Source organism: Bartonella gliris (assembly GCF_045277155.1).
GTDB lineage: Bacteria > Pseudomonadota > Alphaproteobacteria > Rhizobiales > Rhizobiaceae > Bartonella > Bartonella gliris.
Map to the genome: position 1 here is coordinate 474,603 of NZ_CP123962.1, position 19,027 is coordinate 493,629.

General features: G+C 44.5%; 23 protein-coding genes and 2 pseudogenes. 4 read left to right on the plus strand and 21 right to left on the minus strand.

The features are described from left to right. Window positions 1-175: 175 nt before the first annotated feature. The 21 genes and pseudogenes from QHG54_RS02175 to QHG54_RS02275 all read right to left on the minus strand — a co-directional run bounded on the left by QHG54_RS02175 (window position 176) and on the right by QHG54_RS02275 (window position 15,077). Complete coding sequence (locus QHG54_RS02175) at window positions 176-1,381, minus strand: phage minor head protein (RefSeq protein WP_406604362.1); 1,206 nt, start codon at window positions 1,379-1,381, stop codon at window positions 176-178. Next, window positions 1,374-2,973 (minus strand): annotated as a pseudogene (locus QHG54_RS02180) (DUF935 domain-containing protein). Before QHG54_RS02180 ends, QHG54_RS02175 begins: the two are co-directional and overlap by 8 nt. Window positions 2,974-2,985: 12 nt before the next feature. Then, window positions 2,986-4,608, minus strand: a complete 1,623-nt coding sequence (locus QHG54_RS02185; protein ID WP_406604363.1) for a hypothetical protein — start codon at window positions 4,606-4,608, stop codon at window positions 2,986-2,988. Then, a pseudogene (locus QHG54_RS02190) lies at window positions 4,601-5,184 on the minus strand (phage protein Gp27 family protein). The gene QHG54_RS02185 and the pseudogene QHG54_RS02190 overlap by 8 nt, the downstream one beginning before the upstream one ends. Further along, window positions 5,147-5,503: a hypothetical protein gene (locus QHG54_RS02195; protein ID WP_317993173.1), complete on the minus strand. Its 357-nt coding sequence runs from the start codon at window positions 5,501-5,503 to the stop codon at window positions 5,147-5,149. Before QHG54_RS02195 ends, QHG54_RS02190 begins: the two are co-directional and overlap by 38 nt. Further along, window positions 5,500-5,814 carry a DUF2730 family protein gene (locus QHG54_RS02200; protein WP_317993172.1) on the minus strand — a complete coding sequence of 105 codons (315 nt, stop codon included), beginning with the start codon at window positions 5,812-5,814 and terminating at the stop codon, window positions 5,500-5,502. The genes QHG54_RS02195 and QHG54_RS02200 overlap by 4 nt, the downstream gene beginning before the upstream one ends. After that, window positions 5,811-6,053 (minus strand): hypothetical protein, encoded by a 243-nt coding sequence (locus QHG54_RS02205; RefSeq protein ID WP_317993171.1) that lies wholly within the window; start codon window positions 6,051-6,053, stop codon window positions 5,811-5,813. Before QHG54_RS02205 ends, QHG54_RS02200 begins: the two co-directional genes overlap by 4 nt. Further along, the gene (locus QHG54_RS02210) at window positions 6,019-6,369 is read right to left on the minus strand and encodes a hypothetical protein (protein WP_317993170.1); all 351 of its coding nucleotides are present in this window, start codon (window positions 6,367-6,369) and stop codon (window positions 6,019-6,021) included. Before QHG54_RS02210 ends, QHG54_RS02205 begins: the two co-directional genes overlap by 35 nt. Beyond that, window positions 6,362-6,649: a hypothetical protein gene (locus QHG54_RS02215; RefSeq protein ID WP_406604364.1), complete on the minus strand. Its 288-nt coding sequence runs from the start codon at window positions 6,647-6,649 to the stop codon at window positions 6,362-6,364. The genes QHG54_RS02210 and QHG54_RS02215 overlap by 8 nt, the downstream gene beginning before the upstream one ends. Then, window positions 6,646-7,227 carry a peptidoglycan-binding protein gene (locus QHG54_RS02220; protein WP_317993168.1) on the minus strand — a complete coding sequence of 194 codons (582 nt, stop codon included), beginning with the start codon at window positions 7,225-7,227 and terminating at the stop codon, window positions 6,646-6,648. Before QHG54_RS02220 ends, QHG54_RS02215 begins: the two co-directional genes overlap by 4 nt. 93 nt (window positions 7,228-7,320) lie before the next feature. Beyond that, window positions 7,321-7,722: a helix-turn-helix domain-containing protein gene (locus tag QHG54_RS02225; RefSeq protein WP_406604365.1), complete on the minus strand. Its 402-nt coding sequence runs from the start codon at window positions 7,720-7,722 to the stop codon at window positions 7,321-7,323. Window positions 7,723-7,728: 6 nt separating this feature from the next. Then, complete coding sequence (locus tag QHG54_RS02230) at window positions 7,729-8,358, minus strand: regulatory protein GemA (protein WP_317993166.1); 630 nt, start codon at window positions 8,356-8,358, stop codon at window positions 7,729-7,731. 9 nt (window positions 8,359-8,367) lie between these two features. Next, window positions 8,368-8,991, minus strand: a complete 624-nt coding sequence (locus QHG54_RS02235) for a DUF3164 family protein (protein WP_317993165.1) — start codon at window positions 8,989-8,991, stop codon at window positions 8,368-8,370. Further along, complete coding sequence (locus QHG54_RS02240) at window positions 8,975-9,253, minus strand: hypothetical protein (protein WP_406604526.1); 279 nt, start codon at window positions 9,251-9,253, stop codon at window positions 8,975-8,977. The genes QHG54_RS02235 and QHG54_RS02240 overlap by 17 nt, the downstream gene beginning before the upstream one ends. Then, on the minus strand, window positions 9,253-9,522 hold the full coding sequence (locus QHG54_RS02245) for a hypothetical protein (RefSeq protein WP_317993164.1): 270 nt from the start codon (window positions 9,520-9,522) through the stop codon (window positions 9,253-9,255). Before QHG54_RS02245 ends, QHG54_RS02240 begins: the two co-directional genes overlap by 1 nt. After that, window positions 9,519-10,550, minus strand: a complete 1,032-nt coding sequence (locus QHG54_RS02250) for an AAA family ATPase (RefSeq protein WP_406604366.1) — start codon at window positions 10,548-10,550, stop codon at window positions 9,519-9,521. Before QHG54_RS02250 ends, QHG54_RS02245 begins: the two co-directional genes overlap by 4 nt. Window positions 10,551-10,890: 340 nt before the next feature. Next, window positions 10,891-12,873: a transposase domain-containing protein gene (locus tag QHG54_RS02255; RefSeq protein WP_406604367.1), complete on the minus strand. Its 1,983-nt coding sequence runs from the start codon at window positions 12,871-12,873 to the stop codon at window positions 10,891-10,893. Then, a complete protein-coding gene (locus QHG54_RS02260; protein ID WP_406604368.1) occupies window positions 12,870-13,328 on the minus strand; it encodes a hypothetical protein in 459 nt (152 codons plus the stop codon). The genes QHG54_RS02255 and QHG54_RS02260 overlap by 4 nt, the downstream gene beginning before the upstream one ends. Continuing rightward, window positions 13,325-14,188: a ParB/RepB/Spo0J family partition protein gene (locus tag QHG54_RS02265; RefSeq protein WP_406604369.1), complete on the minus strand. Its 864-nt coding sequence runs from the start codon at window positions 14,186-14,188 to the stop codon at window positions 13,325-13,327. The genes QHG54_RS02260 and QHG54_RS02265 overlap by 4 nt, the downstream gene beginning before the upstream one ends. Then, complete coding sequence (locus QHG54_RS02270; RefSeq protein WP_406604370.1) at window positions 14,188-14,586, minus strand: hypothetical protein; 399 nt, start codon at window positions 14,584-14,586, stop codon at window positions 14,188-14,190. The genes QHG54_RS02265 and QHG54_RS02270 overlap by 1 nt, the downstream gene beginning before the upstream one ends. 197 nt (window positions 14,587-14,783) lie before the next feature. Then, window positions 14,784-15,077, minus strand: coding sequence for a helix-turn-helix transcriptional regulator (locus tag QHG54_RS02275; RefSeq protein WP_317992574.1), 294 nt, complete (start codon window positions 15,075-15,077; stop codon window positions 14,784-14,786). A 152-nt stretch (window positions 15,078-15,229) separates the two neighbouring features. Here QHG54_RS02275 and QHG54_RS02280 point away from each other — a divergent pair, with 152 nt between their 5' ends. From QHG54_RS02280 to lipB, 4 genes are all read left to right on the plus strand, one after another. Beyond that, window positions 15,230-15,760, plus strand: coding sequence for a helix-turn-helix domain-containing protein (locus QHG54_RS02280; RefSeq protein WP_406604371.1), 531 nt, complete (start codon window positions 15,230-15,232; stop codon window positions 15,758-15,760). Window positions 15,761-16,598: 838 nt separating this feature from the next. Further along, window positions 16,599-17,243, plus strand: coding sequence for a LemA family protein (locus tag QHG54_RS02285; protein WP_406604372.1), 645 nt, complete (start codon window positions 16,599-16,601; stop codon window positions 17,241-17,243). Further along, window positions 17,243-18,094, plus strand: coding sequence for a TPM domain-containing protein (locus QHG54_RS02290; RefSeq protein ID WP_406604373.1), 852 nt, complete (start codon window positions 17,243-17,245; stop codon window positions 18,092-18,094). The genes QHG54_RS02285 and QHG54_RS02290 overlap by 1 nt, the downstream gene beginning before the upstream one ends. A 146-nt stretch (window positions 18,095-18,240) precedes the next feature. Further along, window positions 18,241-18,978, plus strand: a complete 738-nt coding sequence (gene lipB / locus QHG54_RS02295) for a lipoyl(octanoyl) transferase LipB (RefSeq protein WP_317993155.1) — start codon at window positions 18,241-18,243, stop codon at window positions 18,976-18,978. Window positions 18,979-19,027 lie beyond the last annotated feature (49 nt).

The following is a 19,027-nucleotide window of genomic DNA, read 5'->3' on the forward strand; positions in this document are numbered from 1 at the left end:
CTTAATACAAAAAGCCTCTCTCAAGCCGTTTTTTTTAAGATTGTTTTTAAACTGTTACTTCTATCCACGAGGCGTGAGCCAGTTATACCAGGACGTTTTACCGGATCTGCGAGGAATTGACCGCCCTCCACGCCTTCCCATTTTCCTAGCCTCTTTTCCGTTACTGTTGTTTTCTTTACAACAACCTCTCGCCCTTTTTTTCAGCCGCGTTTAACAAACGTTGAATTTCGCGAAAGCTCTTTTTATGCATGGAGGTCAACCACCATTCTTGTTTGCTTACTACCCATTTGACCACAAAGCGCCACCATGCCCCACCACTTTCACCCAAAAACATAACACCCTGCGTATCTTTGCGTCTGATAACGCCATGGGGGCGGATGAGTGTTTGAATGGCGCCTCGAAAATCACTCAAATGAAGAGCGCGTGCTTGATGCTCTAATACAATATGTTTTACGCTGTCTGAGGATAAGCGAATAAGAGAACTTTCTGTTGTAAAAGCATCACGCACCTTTTGTGGTATAGGTGCAATGGGTATAAACCCGCGAGGCATACGTCCTTCAAACATGGCTTCCAAAAGTGGAGAGCCCACAATATCTTCAATGGCAATGCGCTTGTCATTGTCCCCCATCACAGAAATTTTATCACTCAAAAAATGATTTAAATTTTGCGCCCGATGTTTCCCAGGATTAGAATGCCAACCAGGATCAATCCCCTTTGGTATCTTCTCAACCCGCCCCGTCCGTTTATTGTGCCAAACCCGCTCCTCCACATGGGGTGGCTCTGCCCCCTCTTCATAGCCTAAATTGTCTGCTTCATAACGGCTTACCTGCCGCACACTGCATTTACACCGCCAGCCATTGGGCGGATAAAGCCAATCCCAAACCGGATCATCAACGGGTGCGGTAAACCCCACCCAACTTTCATGCTCTAAACGCTTATGTTCTGAACTCGACAAAGCATAGGTGAGATAGGGCAAAAATTCTTTATTATTTTGTGTGCGCTCCCACTCACCTGCCGCATGCGCACTCATGGTATTGGCCCAATAGACCGTTTCTAAACGCCGCGGACTGCCCAATTGCACCACACTCTTTTCACCCGTTTTCGGGTCAATGCTGGTCTTTTTCCCCCACCAGCCCTTTTCCTGTAAAATTGGCATCAGATTTTTTTGAAATTCTTGAAAAGGAACTTGATGTTTTATTGCCTCTCCAACCGCTCGCTTAAAATCCTCCAAAATGTCATAGCCCACCGATTTTGCCACCGTAAAGGAAAAAGCATGTTCTTCTGGTGCCACATCACGCCAATCAAAGCTTGGAACAAGTGCCTTGGCTTCAAAATAACGGGTGACCTCTTTAGGGGCGGTTTTAAAAAGTTCCTCATCCATGATACCCAAGCCCACGTGCAATCATTTGTACTTTTGCCAAGCGTGCTGCTAATGCGTGATGATCCATTTTACCAAGCAATTCATCCAAGCCTTTTAGGATATCCTCATAACTTTTTGCTTCTCTCACAAGCTTTTTAAAAGGCTTTAAAAGGGGTTCTAAGTCCTCTTCCCAGTCACTTAAAGCTTCTTCAGAAAGTCGGTCCAATTCGTCGTGATATTTCCCACCCTGCTTTTTTCCACCCTTGCTCTCTCTTGTCACAGAAACATCAAAAGCACCCCCACAATCAGCACAAAAACTCGCCTTTTGTTTACCCTCACCATCCTCTTGTCCCCTCTCATCATCAGGCGCATTCTCAGGAGCCTTTAAAACATCTTCTTCCTTTTTTGGTTGCGAAAAGCCAATCTTATTGCGCACTTCTTGCGCCCCAACACGCAAACCCAAGGGCACGAGTTTTTGCAAAGCATCACTAATCGCTTTAATATCTTCATTTTCCGAAATCGGCCAATAAACAAGGGGGGGCGCTCTTGGCGCCCAAAATTAATCTCAACAAACGGCACAATCAAATCACGATTGGCCGTCAACGCCAATTGCCGTGCATCAGCTCTGGCAATATCATGACGCACATTTTCATGAATGCGCGCTTGCGAAAAGGACGAACCATCATCCGTCGTCATCGTTTGTCCCAACACACCCTTTGAGATCTGCCGATCTAAATATTCAGCCTTTGCGGCAAAAACCGCATTGCCACTGCCCCCTGCCGCTTCAATAAATTCAATCTCCATCTCTTTAGGAATAATCGCTGCCGCATCACTGGATAAATCACGCACCGCTTGAATGAGAACACGCCGTTCCTCATGAGAAGAGCTCGCACCATATTTCCCCACACGCAACGGCATGCCGTAAACTTCTAAGAACGCCATCCAATCTTTTAAGGTATAAGACTTAAACAAAAATGCCCAAGCCGCAAGCCGTGCAAGCCCCGTGCGGATAGGCAAACCACTTTTTAACTTTGGGCGATGAATGGAAAATTTATAAGCAGGCAACTCAATACCATAGTGAGAGCCCTCTTCTTTTAAACGCAAATGAAAACCATCCCGCCGGTCCAATTGAAAAAATCGCTGGTCACGCCATTTCCAAGCAACAGGCCACCATTCCTTGGCACTTTTGTCCCACAAGGTTTCAACAATCGCATAGCCTTTTCCCAAAGCATCTAACAAATCTGTCACATAATCATCAACAAAAGTAGGTGCACTAATCATTTCGCGCACCGCATCCGCAATCTTTTTATCCAACGCACTGTTGCTTGCTGCAATCACTCCAGGCTCCACCCCGTGAGAGCATTTTTACGCATGCCAAGCACAGCACGATAATGCAAATCACGCTCTTCCATATCATCGGCAAGTTGGAAAAACTGCTCTGGATGCCCCCGTGCTGCCTGTTGTAAAATATCGGCAAGTTGGGCAGGTGTGAGACCACTGACAATAGTTTGTGACCACACATCACGAACACCACCAATGCTAGGCGCTGCCACCTCCCGCTCTAGCCCTTTGATATGAAGCGCCCTGCCCCACTGATCTAAAAGTTTTACCATCTCATCATCCCATCAATAAATCTTTGATCGCATTGTTGAAAAAAAAGGGGTTGAAAAGAGCGGGCTTTCCTCAAAACTATACCTCTCTCTTACAGGTGTATAATCATAAATTTCAGGAGTTTGGCGGCTGGCAAAATAAGCCAAAGCGCAAGCAATAGCACTATCCCCATGGCGCATAAAACCATCACTGCCTTTAAAACGATGATTGTCTGAAATTTTCACAATGCCATTGACATACGCAAGCGCTTGATGATCGGCAACAATGTCACTATCGCGCGGCAAAACAATCGACCCATCCCCAAAGGCTTCTAAATAAGCCGGCATCTCCTTGCCATACCAACTTTGCGATAATTGTACTTCCTTTACACACGCCCCATAACGCTGCGCTGCTTTTTCTGCTAAATAAGCCCCATTGCCCCGTGCATCCAAAGCGCCCCCCAACAAACGCGGCAAGCCATTCACTCCATAAAATAAAATCTCTCTTTGTTGGTCAAACGGCATATTGCGCAATTCCACCATAAACCGGACACGGCGCACCAAATCTTGTCCCACTTCCATCACCACAATGGATGTCGCATCGCCTGATCTAGCAAAATCAACGCCAAAAACATGTTGGCGTCGTCGGTCAAGCCCAATATGCAGAGGCTTTAGGCGCCCCTCACACCAATTAAAAGCAGCTTGACTTCGTTGATAATCCGATTGATTTTTAAAATCATCCACACAAGCAAAACGCAACACCGCAATATCAGGCGCACAACAATTTTCAATCTGTAAGCGTGTTAAAGCCGCCCCTTCTTGATCTGCCGGTATCGCATCCAATTCTTGCCGCATAGCAGCCAAACGCACCCCATAAGAGGCACGGATTTGCTCTTCCCATTGTTGTTCAGATGCTAAACTCCACACCTCTCCTTTCATGGCACAAACCCGTTTAAACAAGCCATTTTTAACCGCTATACCAAAGGGGTAACAATGCATCGAAAAAGGCACTTTGCCTGCGCGCGCCTCACCGATCAATTCATTGAAAGGGTTTAAAACACCGTTATGGGTGGAGATCACACGGATCTTGCCTCCCCAAATCAACAAAGCATTCACCGCATCCAAAACAGAGCGCACATCTTGGTGAAACGCCGCCTCGTCAATCACCACAATACCCTGTAGACCACGGATATTTTCAGGGCGGCTCGAAAGCGCCTCAATGCGAAATCCTGAAGCAAAACGCACCCGATATGCAGAGATATATTTTGTCGACCCATCTTCCTTTTGATCAGAAAATAAAAATTCCTCCACATCCCCACTGTGGCTGGTAAGTGCCCTGGCAAAATTGCTCACATAACCAATAAATTCACGCCCCTTTTCTTTGGTATCACCAATGTAAAAAACATTATCGCCACCAGCTTCACGCGTCGCTGCAGCAATAAGGGTATCATCCAAAGCTTCCGCAAAAGTAATGCCGGTCCGCCGCCCCTTTTCAACCAATTTTAACGGCGACTTATCTTCAATCCATGCCCGTTGATGCGCCATCAAAATGCCTTCAGCAAGAGGATCTTGCTCTTTTGGAAAAGCGCTTTCCTGCCAAATATCAAAACCACTTTGATGATCAAAGACAGGACTTTTTGAGAGGGGCTGTTCAGCCATTTTTAACCCCCAACACCTGCGCACGAATAGCACGCGCGCGCTCTTTTGAGAGCCCCGCCGCTGCCGCTGCCACATCAACCGCTTTGCTTGCTTTGTTGGTAAAATCCTTTTCCAACTTTTGCCGCCTCGTGGTCGACAAATGTTCAGCCGCCAAAACCCCTTTAAGCGCATTGGCCAATTCTTGCGCCGCTTTTGGCGAAAGTTTTTTTCCACTGCTTAACGTCGAAAAAATTAGTTCTTTAATCGCCGCAGCCGTCAACAGAGTAATATTGTCAGAAGCTTTGGCATCAAAGCGTTGTGAGAGGCTTGCCGCAATTTCTCTTGTCTGTTCTAAGCGCCGTAACATAACCGCTAAACGCAAAGAATAACGATTAAAACTCGAAAAAGAGGGAATAGAAAAGCTTAAACCCGTTTCTTTTTTAAAGCCTTCAAAGCCGCTTTAAACTCACCATAAATAGCCATTTGTGTCTTCTCACGCCCATTTAAAGCCTCAGCAGCCGCAGCAATGATTTGATCACACGCCCCCCGCGGCAATAAATCAATCGCCGTTAACCGTCCACGCCCGCCCTTGCGCATCTTTTACCTCGTCTTTTATTGATGAACGTTTGGGACGCTTAATCCCCTCAATGGAAAAGCTCCGGTCTAAATGACGCGCTCCCCGTTCTGTTAACGCCGCAAGAAAAACTGAACCCATCTGTTTTAAGGTGACAGCACCTTGATCTTCCATAAAAACCAGTTCATTATGCACAAAATCGCGATCACGCCTGATGCCATAACTGTATAAAAGCCGCTCAATCATTGCACTCGATAAGGTTTCGCTGCGCTCACAAGTAAGACCTTTTAAAATAATCAACCGCGCTTCTTCACGGATAATTTTATCCATATCTGCTTTCATTTCTTGGCATTCTCCAGTAAAAACTCTTGCAAGCGCTCACCTATCGCCGCCACTGGTTGCAATTGCGCAGAAAGCATGTTGAGACGACCATTCAAGCGCTCCATATTCACTTCCAATCTTTGCAGCGCATCACGATCAGGTAAAATGTCCATCTCCGTTTCTAACTTTTGTACACGCTCTTTAAGCGCAACAAGGTCTTTCAGCATTTCCCTCGTGCCAGAAGAAAAATAAGCTTTCAAAACACCAGAAATCGCAACAATCGATAACAGCAAAGACAACCAGCCATTCGCAACACTGATATCCAAATTCACTTGAAAATCCCCTCCCCCTTGCCTAAAATTGCTTTGACAGCAGCTCCTCTGCGCTGTTCGCAAATCAATAAAGCAGCACGATCACGCCCCCAATAGTGCACCACTTCTCGCGCGTTCAAAGCACGCTCTGGCAGTAAAACTGGGCGGGCACATGCACTTTGCACGAGGGCCGGCAATTCAACCGATAAAAAATGAGAAGAAAGGCTATTTGCGGGCTTGCGTGTTGAGCAAGCGCACACGCTCAACCCCAATGCCACAGCCAGTAACCGGCCCAGTAACGGGCAATGTCCCATTTGCTTCCTCCATTTTCACAAACTTTTGTTCCAAAGCCGAAATCACCCCTTGCGCTTGCTGTTCGGCTTCCCGTGCTATTTGCCTCTGTTGCTCCTGCGCAAGCTTTGCGCGTGCCGAAGCTTTGGCAATTTCAAGCTGCCAATAGAGATCTCGCGCTCTTTCCGCCTTTAAAACTTGCGCTTTCATAAAGCCAAAAGCCGCTAACATCACACTGACCAAAACAAGCAACCCAAAAGACAGTTTTGAAACGGGGCTAAACATTGCGCTTATTCTCCCACGGCGCTATCTCCCCGCTATTATAGGAGCTGCTCTGCCGCTTATGGGAATGTTTCCTATTGGAAAAATCCAACGAACCAAAACCACGATGCACCCCCAAATTGCCAACAAGTATCGCTACCATCGAAGGAATAGAAATGCCCGCCATATCAACAATGCCAGGCACGCCCCACAAACCACCACAAATGAGCAAAAAAATAACCCCCCAAGCAAACCAAAAGGACCACCATAAATAGAGCCTAGAACCACGATAAGACGGCTTCATGCCTTCACCTCGCCTCCAAGTCCCAAAAGCTTTTTGGCACGGTTTAAATAGGTCAAACGTTGAGAAAGCCCATTCTTGCCGCCATTAATCGCCTTGGTAATCCTCACGACATCATCCTGATCTGCTAGCTTATTCAAACCTCTCATCTGCCAAAACCAAATGGCAGACCAAAGCGCTGCTGGAAATGTCTCTACCACTTGCGGAAAAGCTTCACAATCAACAGCGTGTTCATCAACTGAGCGCCAAAACTGCGTAAAACAGCGATAATTCTTGCGCCCCGTTAATTGGATTAAACCACGCCCTTTAAAGCGCACCCCATCCCCAAGCCTAACATTGCCTAAATCTCCTCGTCCCTCATAAGCACGCCCTGAGGCATATTCACAAACGGTAAAAAAGCCATCACTTTCATGCGCACATTGGCTTAAAAAATGCGCAACACGCAAACGTGTCGTGATCGCCCCATAAGACAAAGCTTCAGGCAACGCTCGTGCCATTTCAACAATAATAAAATCTTGCCGCGCATGATGCGTCAGTTTAGGCGCAAGGCAATGAAGAAAAGAAGCGTCTATTGAAATCATAACAAACCAATGAATGAATAAAATCCATCCGCAGTTTATCGGGTCTCACTCCCCCAATATAAGCCTGACACTGTCAGTCAAAACTCTCAATACTCAATAAAACTCTGGGAATAATAAACCTTGTGGCTCTTTTGAAGAAATTTTCTTCTTCAAGCGATAGGCTGTACGCACATGCATACCAGAAACAGCTGCTGCAGCATCCACCGACCAGCCTTTTTGCAACGCTTGCACCATTTTTTGCCGCCGTTCAGCATCTCTACCAAGGGGGATAAGAAGGCGCACACCAGAACCATTAAAACAAAAATGGTTGATGAGTTGCTGCGCCTCTTCAAACCCAACAATTTCAATCAACCAATCCGCATTCTCAAGACGCCCAGGTATATAAACTTCTCGTCCGCCAAAAGCACGCATCATATTCCATGCCGCCTCACTGCCCGCAATATCGGCTATTTCACGCAATAAGGCAGGAAAATCGCTATAGACTTCCTCGTACATGCATGCTTACCCCTCGCTTTTAACACCTTTTCGGATTTTCCGCCCCCAAACATTCATCACTTCTCTAAAATCGCCCCCATTCATCTCGCCCAAAGTTTTACCACTTAACGCCATAACACTTTGATGAAAAGCCCCAAGGTCAAACACTGGATCAAACACAGCATCCGGATTTAAACGCTTCCATTGGGCACGCAAAATCAAATATCCTGGCATTTTCTGCCATGAATCTTGAATCTTTTTCCCTTTCCAGTCAACCCCACCCTCACGCTGCAACCAACCTTTCAACGCCTCAATAGCTCTGCATGCATCATCGCTATCGCGTAAAAAACGAACATGATCAACGCCTGTCTGTCTCTTCACAAAGGCAAGCAACGCTTTATCTGAACGATCACGAATAATGCCAAGATTCCACCCAGCTATCCAGAGCGCCTGTAGCTTCTTAGCATATTTGCCCTCTAAACGCTTCACATTCGGCTTAAAACCACACGCTTTCATTTCAGCGACGACCAAGCGCTTTTCTGAATAGTTCAAATCCTTCGCCGATTGCTTCCCCGTCAGGCGATAGAGCAGCGCGCGATAGGTCTCATCATCAAGACCTAACGCGCGTTTTCCCATATGAAGGACAGCTAAAGACATGTTACCCCCTCACGTCTTCGCCAGATCAATGGTCACAGCACGCCAAGCGCTTTCTAATGTTTCACGCTCATAAAAACGCACATATTCCTTAGATGTCGTCACACGAATGGCTTCACGGATCGCCCGCATAGCTTGCTTCCAGCGTGGATCATCAATATCCAAACGCAACAGCATAAAGATTTCCCCCCGATTTACCTTGCCTTCCTTATCCGTATTAAAAGCACGCGTAATAATCGCACGGATTTCAGGGCGCGCATCTGCAGACCATTCATTCAAACATTCATCAAGAAGGCTTTTGGCAATTTGCAATTGCGGTCCAAAATCAAAACTTTCCTGAACTTGCACCTTAATGCGCTGCAAACCATCAAAGCTTGTGTAAGTACAATTGCCCTTTTTGCCACGCCGCTCCACACCATATTCTTGTGCAAGCAAGCTATCAAAATCACTCAAATCTGCAATCGTATGGTTGTTAAAACGCGCAATCCTTGCCGATAATTCTTTCGCAAAACCCATAATTTTGCGCACCGTTTCATCTTCTAACAAATCCGCAGGGCGGATCAAGCTTACCGGCACCAAAGCCCCTTTCGCATCCTTCATATAATGCGTTCCTTCAAGTTCAATTTGTGGATTCATCACCAACCTCCTCCTGTGTTTTTTGAAACCGACGAAATGGCACAACATCCCCTGAAGAAGGCGTGTACCCCGCCTTTATTTGCCAACGACACCGCAAAAGTTCATGCCCCAAAATGTGGTTATAGCCCGCCAAACGGCGTAAATAATCATTCAATTCTCGAACATCTTTCGCACTCAAAAAAATCCCATCCAGTTCATGTTTTAACAAAGCAGAGCGCAAAGCAACCAAGCAATCTCTCACCATATAAGGGTTCCGTTCCATCATTTCCCGCCTCCAAAATCCATATAAATCACACGATTGGTCTTATCTTCATCTCGATCAGAACCTTCACACTCAGCCAAAACTTCTGCAACTTCAGCTTCCAAAACCGCATCCGCTTCCCCCAAACGGTGAACACTCAATTCCAATTCAAGCGATAACGCTAAATCCACACACAATTTAAGCGGCTCTCCAATGTCAAAACCCCGTTGATAATCGTCATAAAGACCAACAAGTGTATTGGATAATTCTTTGTCGCATAAAGGGATCATGCCAATTCCTCCACGTCACGATTTTTCCATGCCGCTTTGACATGTTTCAGGGTCACTTCACACCCATCTCCAAGCGCTGCCATGCGTGCCAACATCATGGTTTTGTCAATTTGCCGCAAAGCGCCAGCTTTCAAACCAATCCCTGTCAAAAACTTTATCGCACCAACATCTTCAATCCCCCAATCATGAATGCGCGCTGCAATATCCTCACTATAGGGCTTGCGACGCTTCAGATGCATGGCCAATCGGCTTTTAATTTGCGCATAAGAGGGACCATTTTGACGATGAACCAACCGCCCCGAGATCTCATCATTGCCAACCAAAGCCAAACCTGTACCGTTGATATCAACAAAATGGCGCAACTGATTAATCGCCTCATCCGTTAAATTTTGCGCCTCATCAACGATCAACAACGTGCCACTGCCCACGCGCTCTAATTTCTTACCAATCGCACGCGTTAAGCGGGTGGGATTATATTCCACCACTTCTAATTCTGCTGCCATATCATTCAAAATACCGTGAACACTGCGCGTATGCGGACTTGCTGTCACCAGATAAACATGCGGGCGGGTTGCGCGGTAATGGCGGCAAGTTTCGGTCTTGCCACTGCCCGCATCAAGCGTAATCATCACCATATCCCCCGTACTTTGTGCCAGTGTTAAAGTATCAATAATCTCACTAGCAATTCGATTCCTCTGAAAGGCTGGTTTTTCTGGGATCTTTTCCAAAAACCCCGCCGTTTCCTTTAAAACCTCAACCCATTGTTGAACTTTTGCATTTTGCTTACCCAATTGCCCCGCATAACTGCCCGCATACCATTGCGAAAACGTCCCATCCGGCATGCCAATGCGCCGCGCCACTTCCGCTTTCGACCAATCATTCATTTGCCCCAAAGCTCTTACCGCATCCACAAGCTCATTCCATAAAACAATGTCATCACTGTTGCGGTTTTGGGCTGTCCCACTGGGCTGGATTTTAGGTCGCGCCCAAGGATTTTTATCGACCGTTGCGTTTATCGCGTTTTTCATCTATAATCTCCCTCTCGTATTGATCTAGATCCGTATTGATTTTAGATTTTATTGAATGGGTAGGCTCCCACCTACCCGTTTTTGGGTTACTCCAAAACCGTACGCGATACTTAACCGGTTCCCTTATAAATTCCCATCTCTTTCTCACACATCGGGGAACTTGCTAACTTCACGCACCTCACCTCTCAGGGCAAAGGCACCTGAAAATTTTCGTATTGATTTAGAAATTGAAATGGATAAGATTTCTCCCCCCCCCTTTCTTTGTTAAATCTTCAAGCTGGTACGCGATACTCAACCAGCCCCCCTTATAGGCACTCTTGTAAATCCCCCCTCTCTTTTCCTATTTTCTAGGAAACTTTATCACTTCACGCCCCTCATCAGACGCCGAAAGCTTTCTCAAAGCTTTATGCAAGTGCGTGCTAAATTCTTCTTCCCCCAAAACCTCATCATCGTCTGCTGTCAAAGCTAAATTCCTAACATTGTTTGGCATCAAGCGGCTCACTTTTGGCTTTATCGGAAGCTTCGATTTGAACGCTTCATCCTTTTTCTCAAGGCGCCCATAAACATCTGCCAATTGATCAGGCGCAAGCTTTGCCGCTAGCTGTTTTTCTACCCTCACAGCCTTCACATACTCTTTACGCAAACGCCCATTGAGACGCGCCGCATGCTGGTCATAAAAGCCCACATCCGCCAGGCATGGTGCCAAACAAAGCAACTGATTATGCAAATCATAAACCCGTAAATCCTGATGCAAATTATCCGGATCAAAGCGTACAATCACCTTTTTCCCCGCATGCTCATTCAACGCCCGCGTCCAATAACGATTGCCATAAAAATGTATCTCGCCCGTACCCTTTTGCGCACGCAACGCCTCAGAGGTTAAAAGCCATAAAGCCCGTTGTGCTGCCGTTGCTTGCCGAATAATCGTCCCCTCGGCTTGCAAACTTTCTGCAAAGGTCTCATCAAAACTGCGCCCCGCACATGTTAGCGCCTTGCGCCCTGCTTGCGCATTATGTGCACAAATTTGCGCACCAACATGGGCTTTAAACGCTTCAAATCCTATCGCGCGCTTGCCATAATCTTCAGGCTTGGCATCCGGTTTATTGCCCGTATAAGCCCCCGCACAAAAGGGATGTTTGGAAATCGCTTCTGCCAGATCACGCCATGCCCGCTCAATTGGTTTAGACTGTCCGCTATAAGGTGTGGTCCATTGCAATTGCACCCCCAAACTCGTCAAAAGCCCCTGCGGATCATCCGGCTTAATCTTAAAGCGAAAACGGTTTTGCACACCTCCAGAAATCCACTTGCTGGTAAAAGCACGCCCATTATCCAAAGTCATACGCTCCGGTATCCCATAAGCCTCTACCATATCCCCAATCACCAAACGCACGATTTCCCAAGTCTCAGCATCCGATAGGCGCCACGATAAAATCTTACCCGAATAAAGATCTTGAATGGCAATCAGATAAAGCCGCACAGGCTTTTCTGTCCAAGGAACATTCACAAAAACATCCAGCTTATGCCCATCCATATTCACCGCTTGCAGTGCATGCAGGCTTGAGCGATCACGCCGTTGTGCCGGATAAAGCTTTTTTGCCTTTTCTTCTCCCTCACGTGCTAAAACCACAACCGCTTTGGAAACTTGCGCCTTAAAACGACGCCGCAAAGCCCGCTCTGAAGGAATTGGCTCCCAGCCCCGCTCCTGCGCAACCATCACCATGCGCCGATAACATGCCGAAAAAGCAGGACGAGAGGGGCGTAAATAATCCGAACATAAAACCTCCCACGCCCCCTCATGACATGGCGCAAATTGTGCACAACTCTCCTCACCATAGGAAGGCGCTAACGCTGCCAACCAATCAGGACGCTCATACCCTTCTACCATCTGCCGCCAATGAAAAAGCGACCTACAGCTCACACCAAACTGCACCGCACACAAACTTGCCGCATCATGTACACCCATACCGGCATGGAGCAAATCCTCCATATAACAAAGTGCCTTCAAACGCTCTTCACAGCGCCTTTTATGCGCCTTTGAAAGCCCCTCATAATGCACCCAGATGCTTTCCTTTTGCACATTTTGAGCTGTCTTTTCTTCTACACAAACCCCACCAGCACGCACCAACAACGCTGCCCGTGAAGCTTCTGGTAATAAAGAAACATGATACTCCCAAACCGGCTTGGTTTTGCCTCCTACTTTCCTCGAAAGTTCAGAGTTTTTTCTCCAATATGCCCGTCCATGGTTTTCAAGACTTTTATATGTTTTCGGCAATCCTGGCAAAGCCGCCTTAGCCAATTCAGCAATACTAAACCACTCTTTCATGGCTGCCCCCGTCTAATACGAACCGGAACCGCACGCATCGCTTTTAATCGCGCTGCAATCTCACGCTGTTCCTGCTGCAACCTTGCAATTTCTGCTAACCGCGCCTCATCCCCTTGCAACAGCAATAAACCATCTTCACTCACCACCTCATCCCAGAGCCAAAATGCCTCTGTCGTCCGCACAAATGCCTTAAACCGCAGCAGGGAAATATCCACCTGCTTACTTTCCGCAATATAAGCATCCAAATTGGCCTTACTTAAACACCCAATCCCTAAATAATGCGCCATACGCTCCGCAATCACACTGCGCTCAACCCGGCATTCACGCAAAGCCCGCGCCATCGCCCGCTTAATGCGTGAGCGAAACCGCCCTAAATCAATCTGCACAACGGGTTCACGACAAGGAAAAACCGGCTTTTGGAAAAAATCAAACTGTTGGGGACCATGCATCTTCATGAGCGCACCTCCACCGGTTGCTTTTCCAAATAAGCACAAAACCGCGCCTTTGTCTGCGCATCCGCCCTTTGCCACACACCCAACAACTGAGCAAAAATCCGTTCCTGTTCATTAATTTGTGGGCTTATATTAATGCCATTGACCAAATCAACAGCCCGGCGTAAATCCCCCTCAACCTGTTGCAAAGCAACCGCCACCCGCTGTTGCGCAACTGGCTCCATCTTCGCCAACTTTAACAATTGCGCCTGATTATCCGCCAATGCCGTGCCACGCAAAACAGAGCGTAATTCAGGCTGTAAATGCTGAGCGATGCGATTGAGGAGTTTTATTGACTCCTTAGACAAACCAATGCGGTCCGCCACATATTGAGCAAAAGGGTAAACATTACCCAATTGCTCTAACAGCGCATCCTCACCGATCAAAGGTGCAACTTGACCGAATTGCTCTTTTTTGACTTTATGTTGATTACTACCGTCCCCACCACGCTTAATTTCCCCATACTTCTTTTCCCACAATTCGCGGTAAGTCTGGACAAAAAGCGCACGGTCAATAACAGACAATTCATTACGAAAGAGGTTTTCCGCCACTTCTAAAAGCGCAGCATTATCCTTATCAGCCTGCACCACAACGGCATCAATGTCACTATAGCCCAAAAGCTCAGCAGCACGAAGCCGATGCGCACCAGCTATAAGCGTATAATTGCCCTCTTTAGCATTGGGGGTATGGCGCACCGTAATCGGATTCATCAATCCCTCCCGCGCCATCGATTGCGCAAGTGCCTTGGCATGCTCATCATCCACAGGGCGTATACGCTCCGGCACCACAATCACATTAAGAGCAAGCTTTTGAAACTGTGCCATCACGCCGCCGCCTTTCTGATCTCTTTAAAGAATAAATCCATCGCACGCCCCACCCACCTTCGATAAGCTTTCGCAAAAACTGGTTCCATTAACCGCCGGTTAATCACCTGCAGTGACAGAGAAATAGAAGTCCGCTGCCGTGCCTGTATGGCAACAATACGCCGCCGCGGCACCTCAAACTGATAATGCAAGATATGGATAACAATCTGCCGTGCTAATATCGCATCAAATAAGCCATGCGGAGGGTCAATAATATACCGGATTGGCAAATGCCTAAATCCACCACTCACGGCTTTTAAAGAACAGGAAAGCATCACCTGTAAACGTTCAACTTCTGAATAAGGATTAACAATATCGCTTCTGACATCTGGGGTCCATAAATTACAAGCAGCAACCATAAACATCCCCGATGAAAACAATATGACCACCACCTAATCGCCAAAACCAACCCATCCAAACGGCTGCCTGACGACACAACTCTCTGCAATTTATCTTGCCCATTTCGTATTGATCTTTAGACATTGATAAACCTTTTTATCTTATGGTATTTAAATTCATGGCAAATGCGCAAAAACGCAAAGCCGTGCAACGAAGTTCAAGCAGCATTACCGCGCAAAGCAGAATGCGCACGCGAATCTGTGTTGGCATGTTTTGCTGCTTTAAAAATGCGACGGCGACTTTTGGGGTAGCGGTCGCTAAAAACTTGCTCGACGGGCAAGCCAATAAAATCGGCAATAGCGCGTTCGGCTTTCTCGTTAGACCGTGTCCAGATATGTTGAACACTGGATGACGATAGTTGATATGCTTTCGCGAGCTCCGCCAAGGTCATATTACGGCGGCGTAGCTCAGCTAAAATACTATGGCGATCCCATTTTTGTGTGATAGTCATAAGTTTCGCTCCTGCTTCAAACGGATGCTCCCACACCCGTTTTTTGTGGGGTTAAATGTAGAATAAATGCCCTCAATATCGGGCGGTAATTAGAGGTATATAGCCTAAATAGGCTTTTGTAAATACCCAAATGTTATTTGGAGTGATTTTTTTTGGCACGCCCTGAAAAAGAACCACAAACAGAACTGGCAAAACGATTGCGTGAAATAAGACACACCCTTGGTTTCACGGAGCGCAAGCAATTTGCTAAACATTTTGATATTCCCGAAACGACTATGCGTAATTATGAAACGGGTTTACGAGAGCCCCCGGCATCTATACTGCGAATATATAAAGATCGCTGTGGAATATCCTTAGATTGGCTCGTTACGGGCGAAGGTGAAATGTTTAGTGACATGGCAAAAGCGAAAGCTGCAGGTTTTAAAGCACCTACCATTCCTACTGGACTGATGAAAAAGCTTGGTCGCATAGCTTATACAAGCTATCGCGATGCTAAAATAAAACTCCCCCCTGAAGATATAGCGGAACTCGCGGCGGAACTTTATAAAAAACTGCAAGAGCTTGTTCAAAACATCAACGATAGCGAAGAAATAGAGCTTACTTTGCCTCTTCTAAAATTGCATTTAAAGCGTCAAATAGAGGCTGAAAGAGTACATCTAGAAGCTACACAAGATACGGCTTAATGCCCCTTTAATATGAAAAAATGAAAGTGGAAATCTTTTTACATTAAGAGATTAATATAACATATTGATAAAATAATATTTTATTATCTTATTTTTGAGATTTCCACGCATATATGGAAATCTTTTTTGCTTTTTGGGTCATTTTTGGCTGATTTTGGAGTGAACTTCACAATTTATCGAATTTTTTTTAAAGGGTCTTCAAAGGCGGTTTTCTGGACTTTCACAGACTTTTAAAAAATCTTCAAAGCATTTTCAAAGACCTTTCAAAGCCTTTTTCCATTTTTACTATGAAAACACATTTTTTTCTGATTTTTACTCTTTTTTGCAATTTTAGGTGTCAAAATATATTTTGACAAAACGCGCATTTAATGGTAAAAATCGTACATAAAAACAATAAATTACCACGTATTTCTAACTAATCCCACCTCTTCCCACTTAGTGCAAAACCTTACGTCAAACTACAATGAATCTCTTTTAGGCAGTGTAATCCAACTGAAATTATGAATTTTCATCTCCCCTCTCCAAAGTCGTCCAACATTTTTTCTTCCATTGTTATCTCTAAAAAACAAACAATTTATAAAGTAAAAATCAAAAATAGCTAAGATTATACAATAATAATTGAAATTAATATTACAAATTATAAGTTTGTATTTCATATTTATTATTTACAGAGTCATTATTATTTTAATATAAAATAATAAAATTAAAAAAATAAATACGATAAAAACGCATGCAGATATGAATTCCTTCATAAAATGTATTTTTATAAAATTAAAAATACTTTTTATATAAAAGGTACATCCTATATAATACATAAAATAGCTATGGAGATATCTTTATGTTAAATGTACGAAATGCTTCAATTATATTTATTTATCCTCTGATTAAAATGTTAAGACGATTCTCAATCGCTCTTTTCTTAACATGTTTAATACCATCTTTAAGTGGTTGCGGATTTAATACCATACCAACAAATGAAGAAAAAGCACATGCAGCATGGAGTGAAGTGTTGAACCAATATCAACGTCGTGCAGATCTTATTCCGAATCTTGTAGAAACTGTCAAAGCCTATGCATCCCATGAAAAAGCTGTTTTCACGAATGTTATTGAAGCACGTGCAAAAGCAACACAAGTGAACATTAATGCCGATATGTTAAATAACCCAGAAATAATGCAGCAATATCTTAACAATCAAGCAAATTTATCAAGCGCACTTTCACGTCTTATGGCCGTTGTTGAAAACTATCCTGATCTCAAAGCAAATCAGAATTTTCTCGCTCTTCAATCACAATTAGAAGGGACTGAAAACCGTATCTCTGTTGCTCGCCGTGATTATATTGAATCAGTACGTGTATACAATACCACACTAAAAACAATGCCAACAATGATTTGGGTAAAACTATGGTTTCGCGATGCTAAACCTATGCCAACATTTACAATCGATAACAATAGCCAACAAACACCAAAGGTCAATTTTAATTAATGAAATCATTTCGATATTCAACGCAACGCATTGTTTTTACATACTTATTAGCTCTTGCCGGGCTTTTGTATTTGGTTGCTGCAGTGGGGAATGTCGCTTATTCGCAGAGCAAATTTCCTCCCTTAACTGGCTATGTTAACGATATGGCTTATTTGCTCGATAATACAACAAAGGAAAATCTAACAAAAAAACTGGCTGAACTAGAGAAAAAAACAGGAGATCAAATTGTTATGGTAACTCTCCCTACCCTTTCAGGTAGCGATATAGAAACCTACAGTAATTCCCTTTTCCGTACTTGGAAATTAGGTCAAAAACAGATCAATAATGGTGTATTACTCGTCATTGTACAAAACGAACGCACAGTACGTATTGAAGTAGGATATGGTTTGGAAGGACAGCTAACAGACGCTACTTCCGCAGTCATCATTAATAACTTCATTCTTCCCAATTTTCGCGAAGGAAATTATCAAAAAGGAATTGTCGAAGCAATTGATGCAATTATCAAAGTTATTACAGAAAGTGATTCTGATTTTACTTTTCGAATCAAGGCAAAAGCGAAAGCTGTTGAAGAACAACGCAAACAAGCTGAAAAAGAAAAAATGATCGCTAATGCAATCATACTTTTAATCCTTTTTATAACATTTGGTCTGCCCATTCTTGCAATGATTTTTGGTAAAAAAGTAGGTCCACGAAAATATCTTTGGATGGGTATTATCTTCACACCTTGGTTTCTTAACTTAAATGCTGGTGGCAGATACCCTGGTGGAAGATTCGGTGGTCCCCCAAGTGGTGGTGGATTCAGAGGTGGTGGAGGATCATCAGGCGGTGGTGGTGCAACAGGAAGATGGTAAAATGAACGTGAATTTTTGAGTATAAGGCATTTTCTTAAGATAAAAATTACCGTATTATCTCAATTTTAATAAACAATTCCATACCTTACTCTGCAATTACTTTTATTGATTATAACATAAACTGGAACGCCAACCTAGATATTGCCATGATATTTGAATTGAAACATCCTGATCGTGATCATTTACCACATCATTTTAAAACCATTCACGGCGATTCACCAGTTGAATGGAAAACAAGCGATAAGTTGATCACATATCCTGAAGCACTGCGTTATATGCAAGAACGTGTAGAAAATATTCTTGCAAAAACCGCGCGTGAACAAGTTTGGCTTCTTGAGCATCCTTCCCTTTATACAGCTGGTACAAGCGCGAAAAAAAAAGATCTTTTAGCACCACAATTGTTCCCCGTTTATGAAGCAGGCCGTGGCGGTGAGTTTACATATCATGGACCAGGACAGCGTATTGCTTATATTATGCTTGATCTTAAACGCCGAAAACAAGACATCCGTGCTTTTATTAGTGCATTAGAAGAATGGATCATACAGATGCTTGCAAAATTTAATATCAAAGGTGAACGTCGCGAAGATCGCGTTGGTGTTTGGGTTAAACGCCCCCATTGCCCATCCACACAAAACGACTTCTTTTGCGAAAATAAAATCGCGGCTATTGGCATTCGTGTACGCAAATGGGTGAGCTTTCATGGCATTTCTATCAATGTTGATCCGAATTTAGCGCATTATTCAGGAATTGTTCCTTGTGGAATCACAAATCACGGTGTAACCAGCTTTTTTGATCTAGGTTTCCCTGTAACAATGCACGATATTGATATTGCTCTAAAACAAGCATTTGAACAAATTTTTGGTCCAACAGTTGATGTTTCCTAAGTCCATTGATTTTTAAAAAAAACAGGCATAAAACTATCTTGGTATAAGA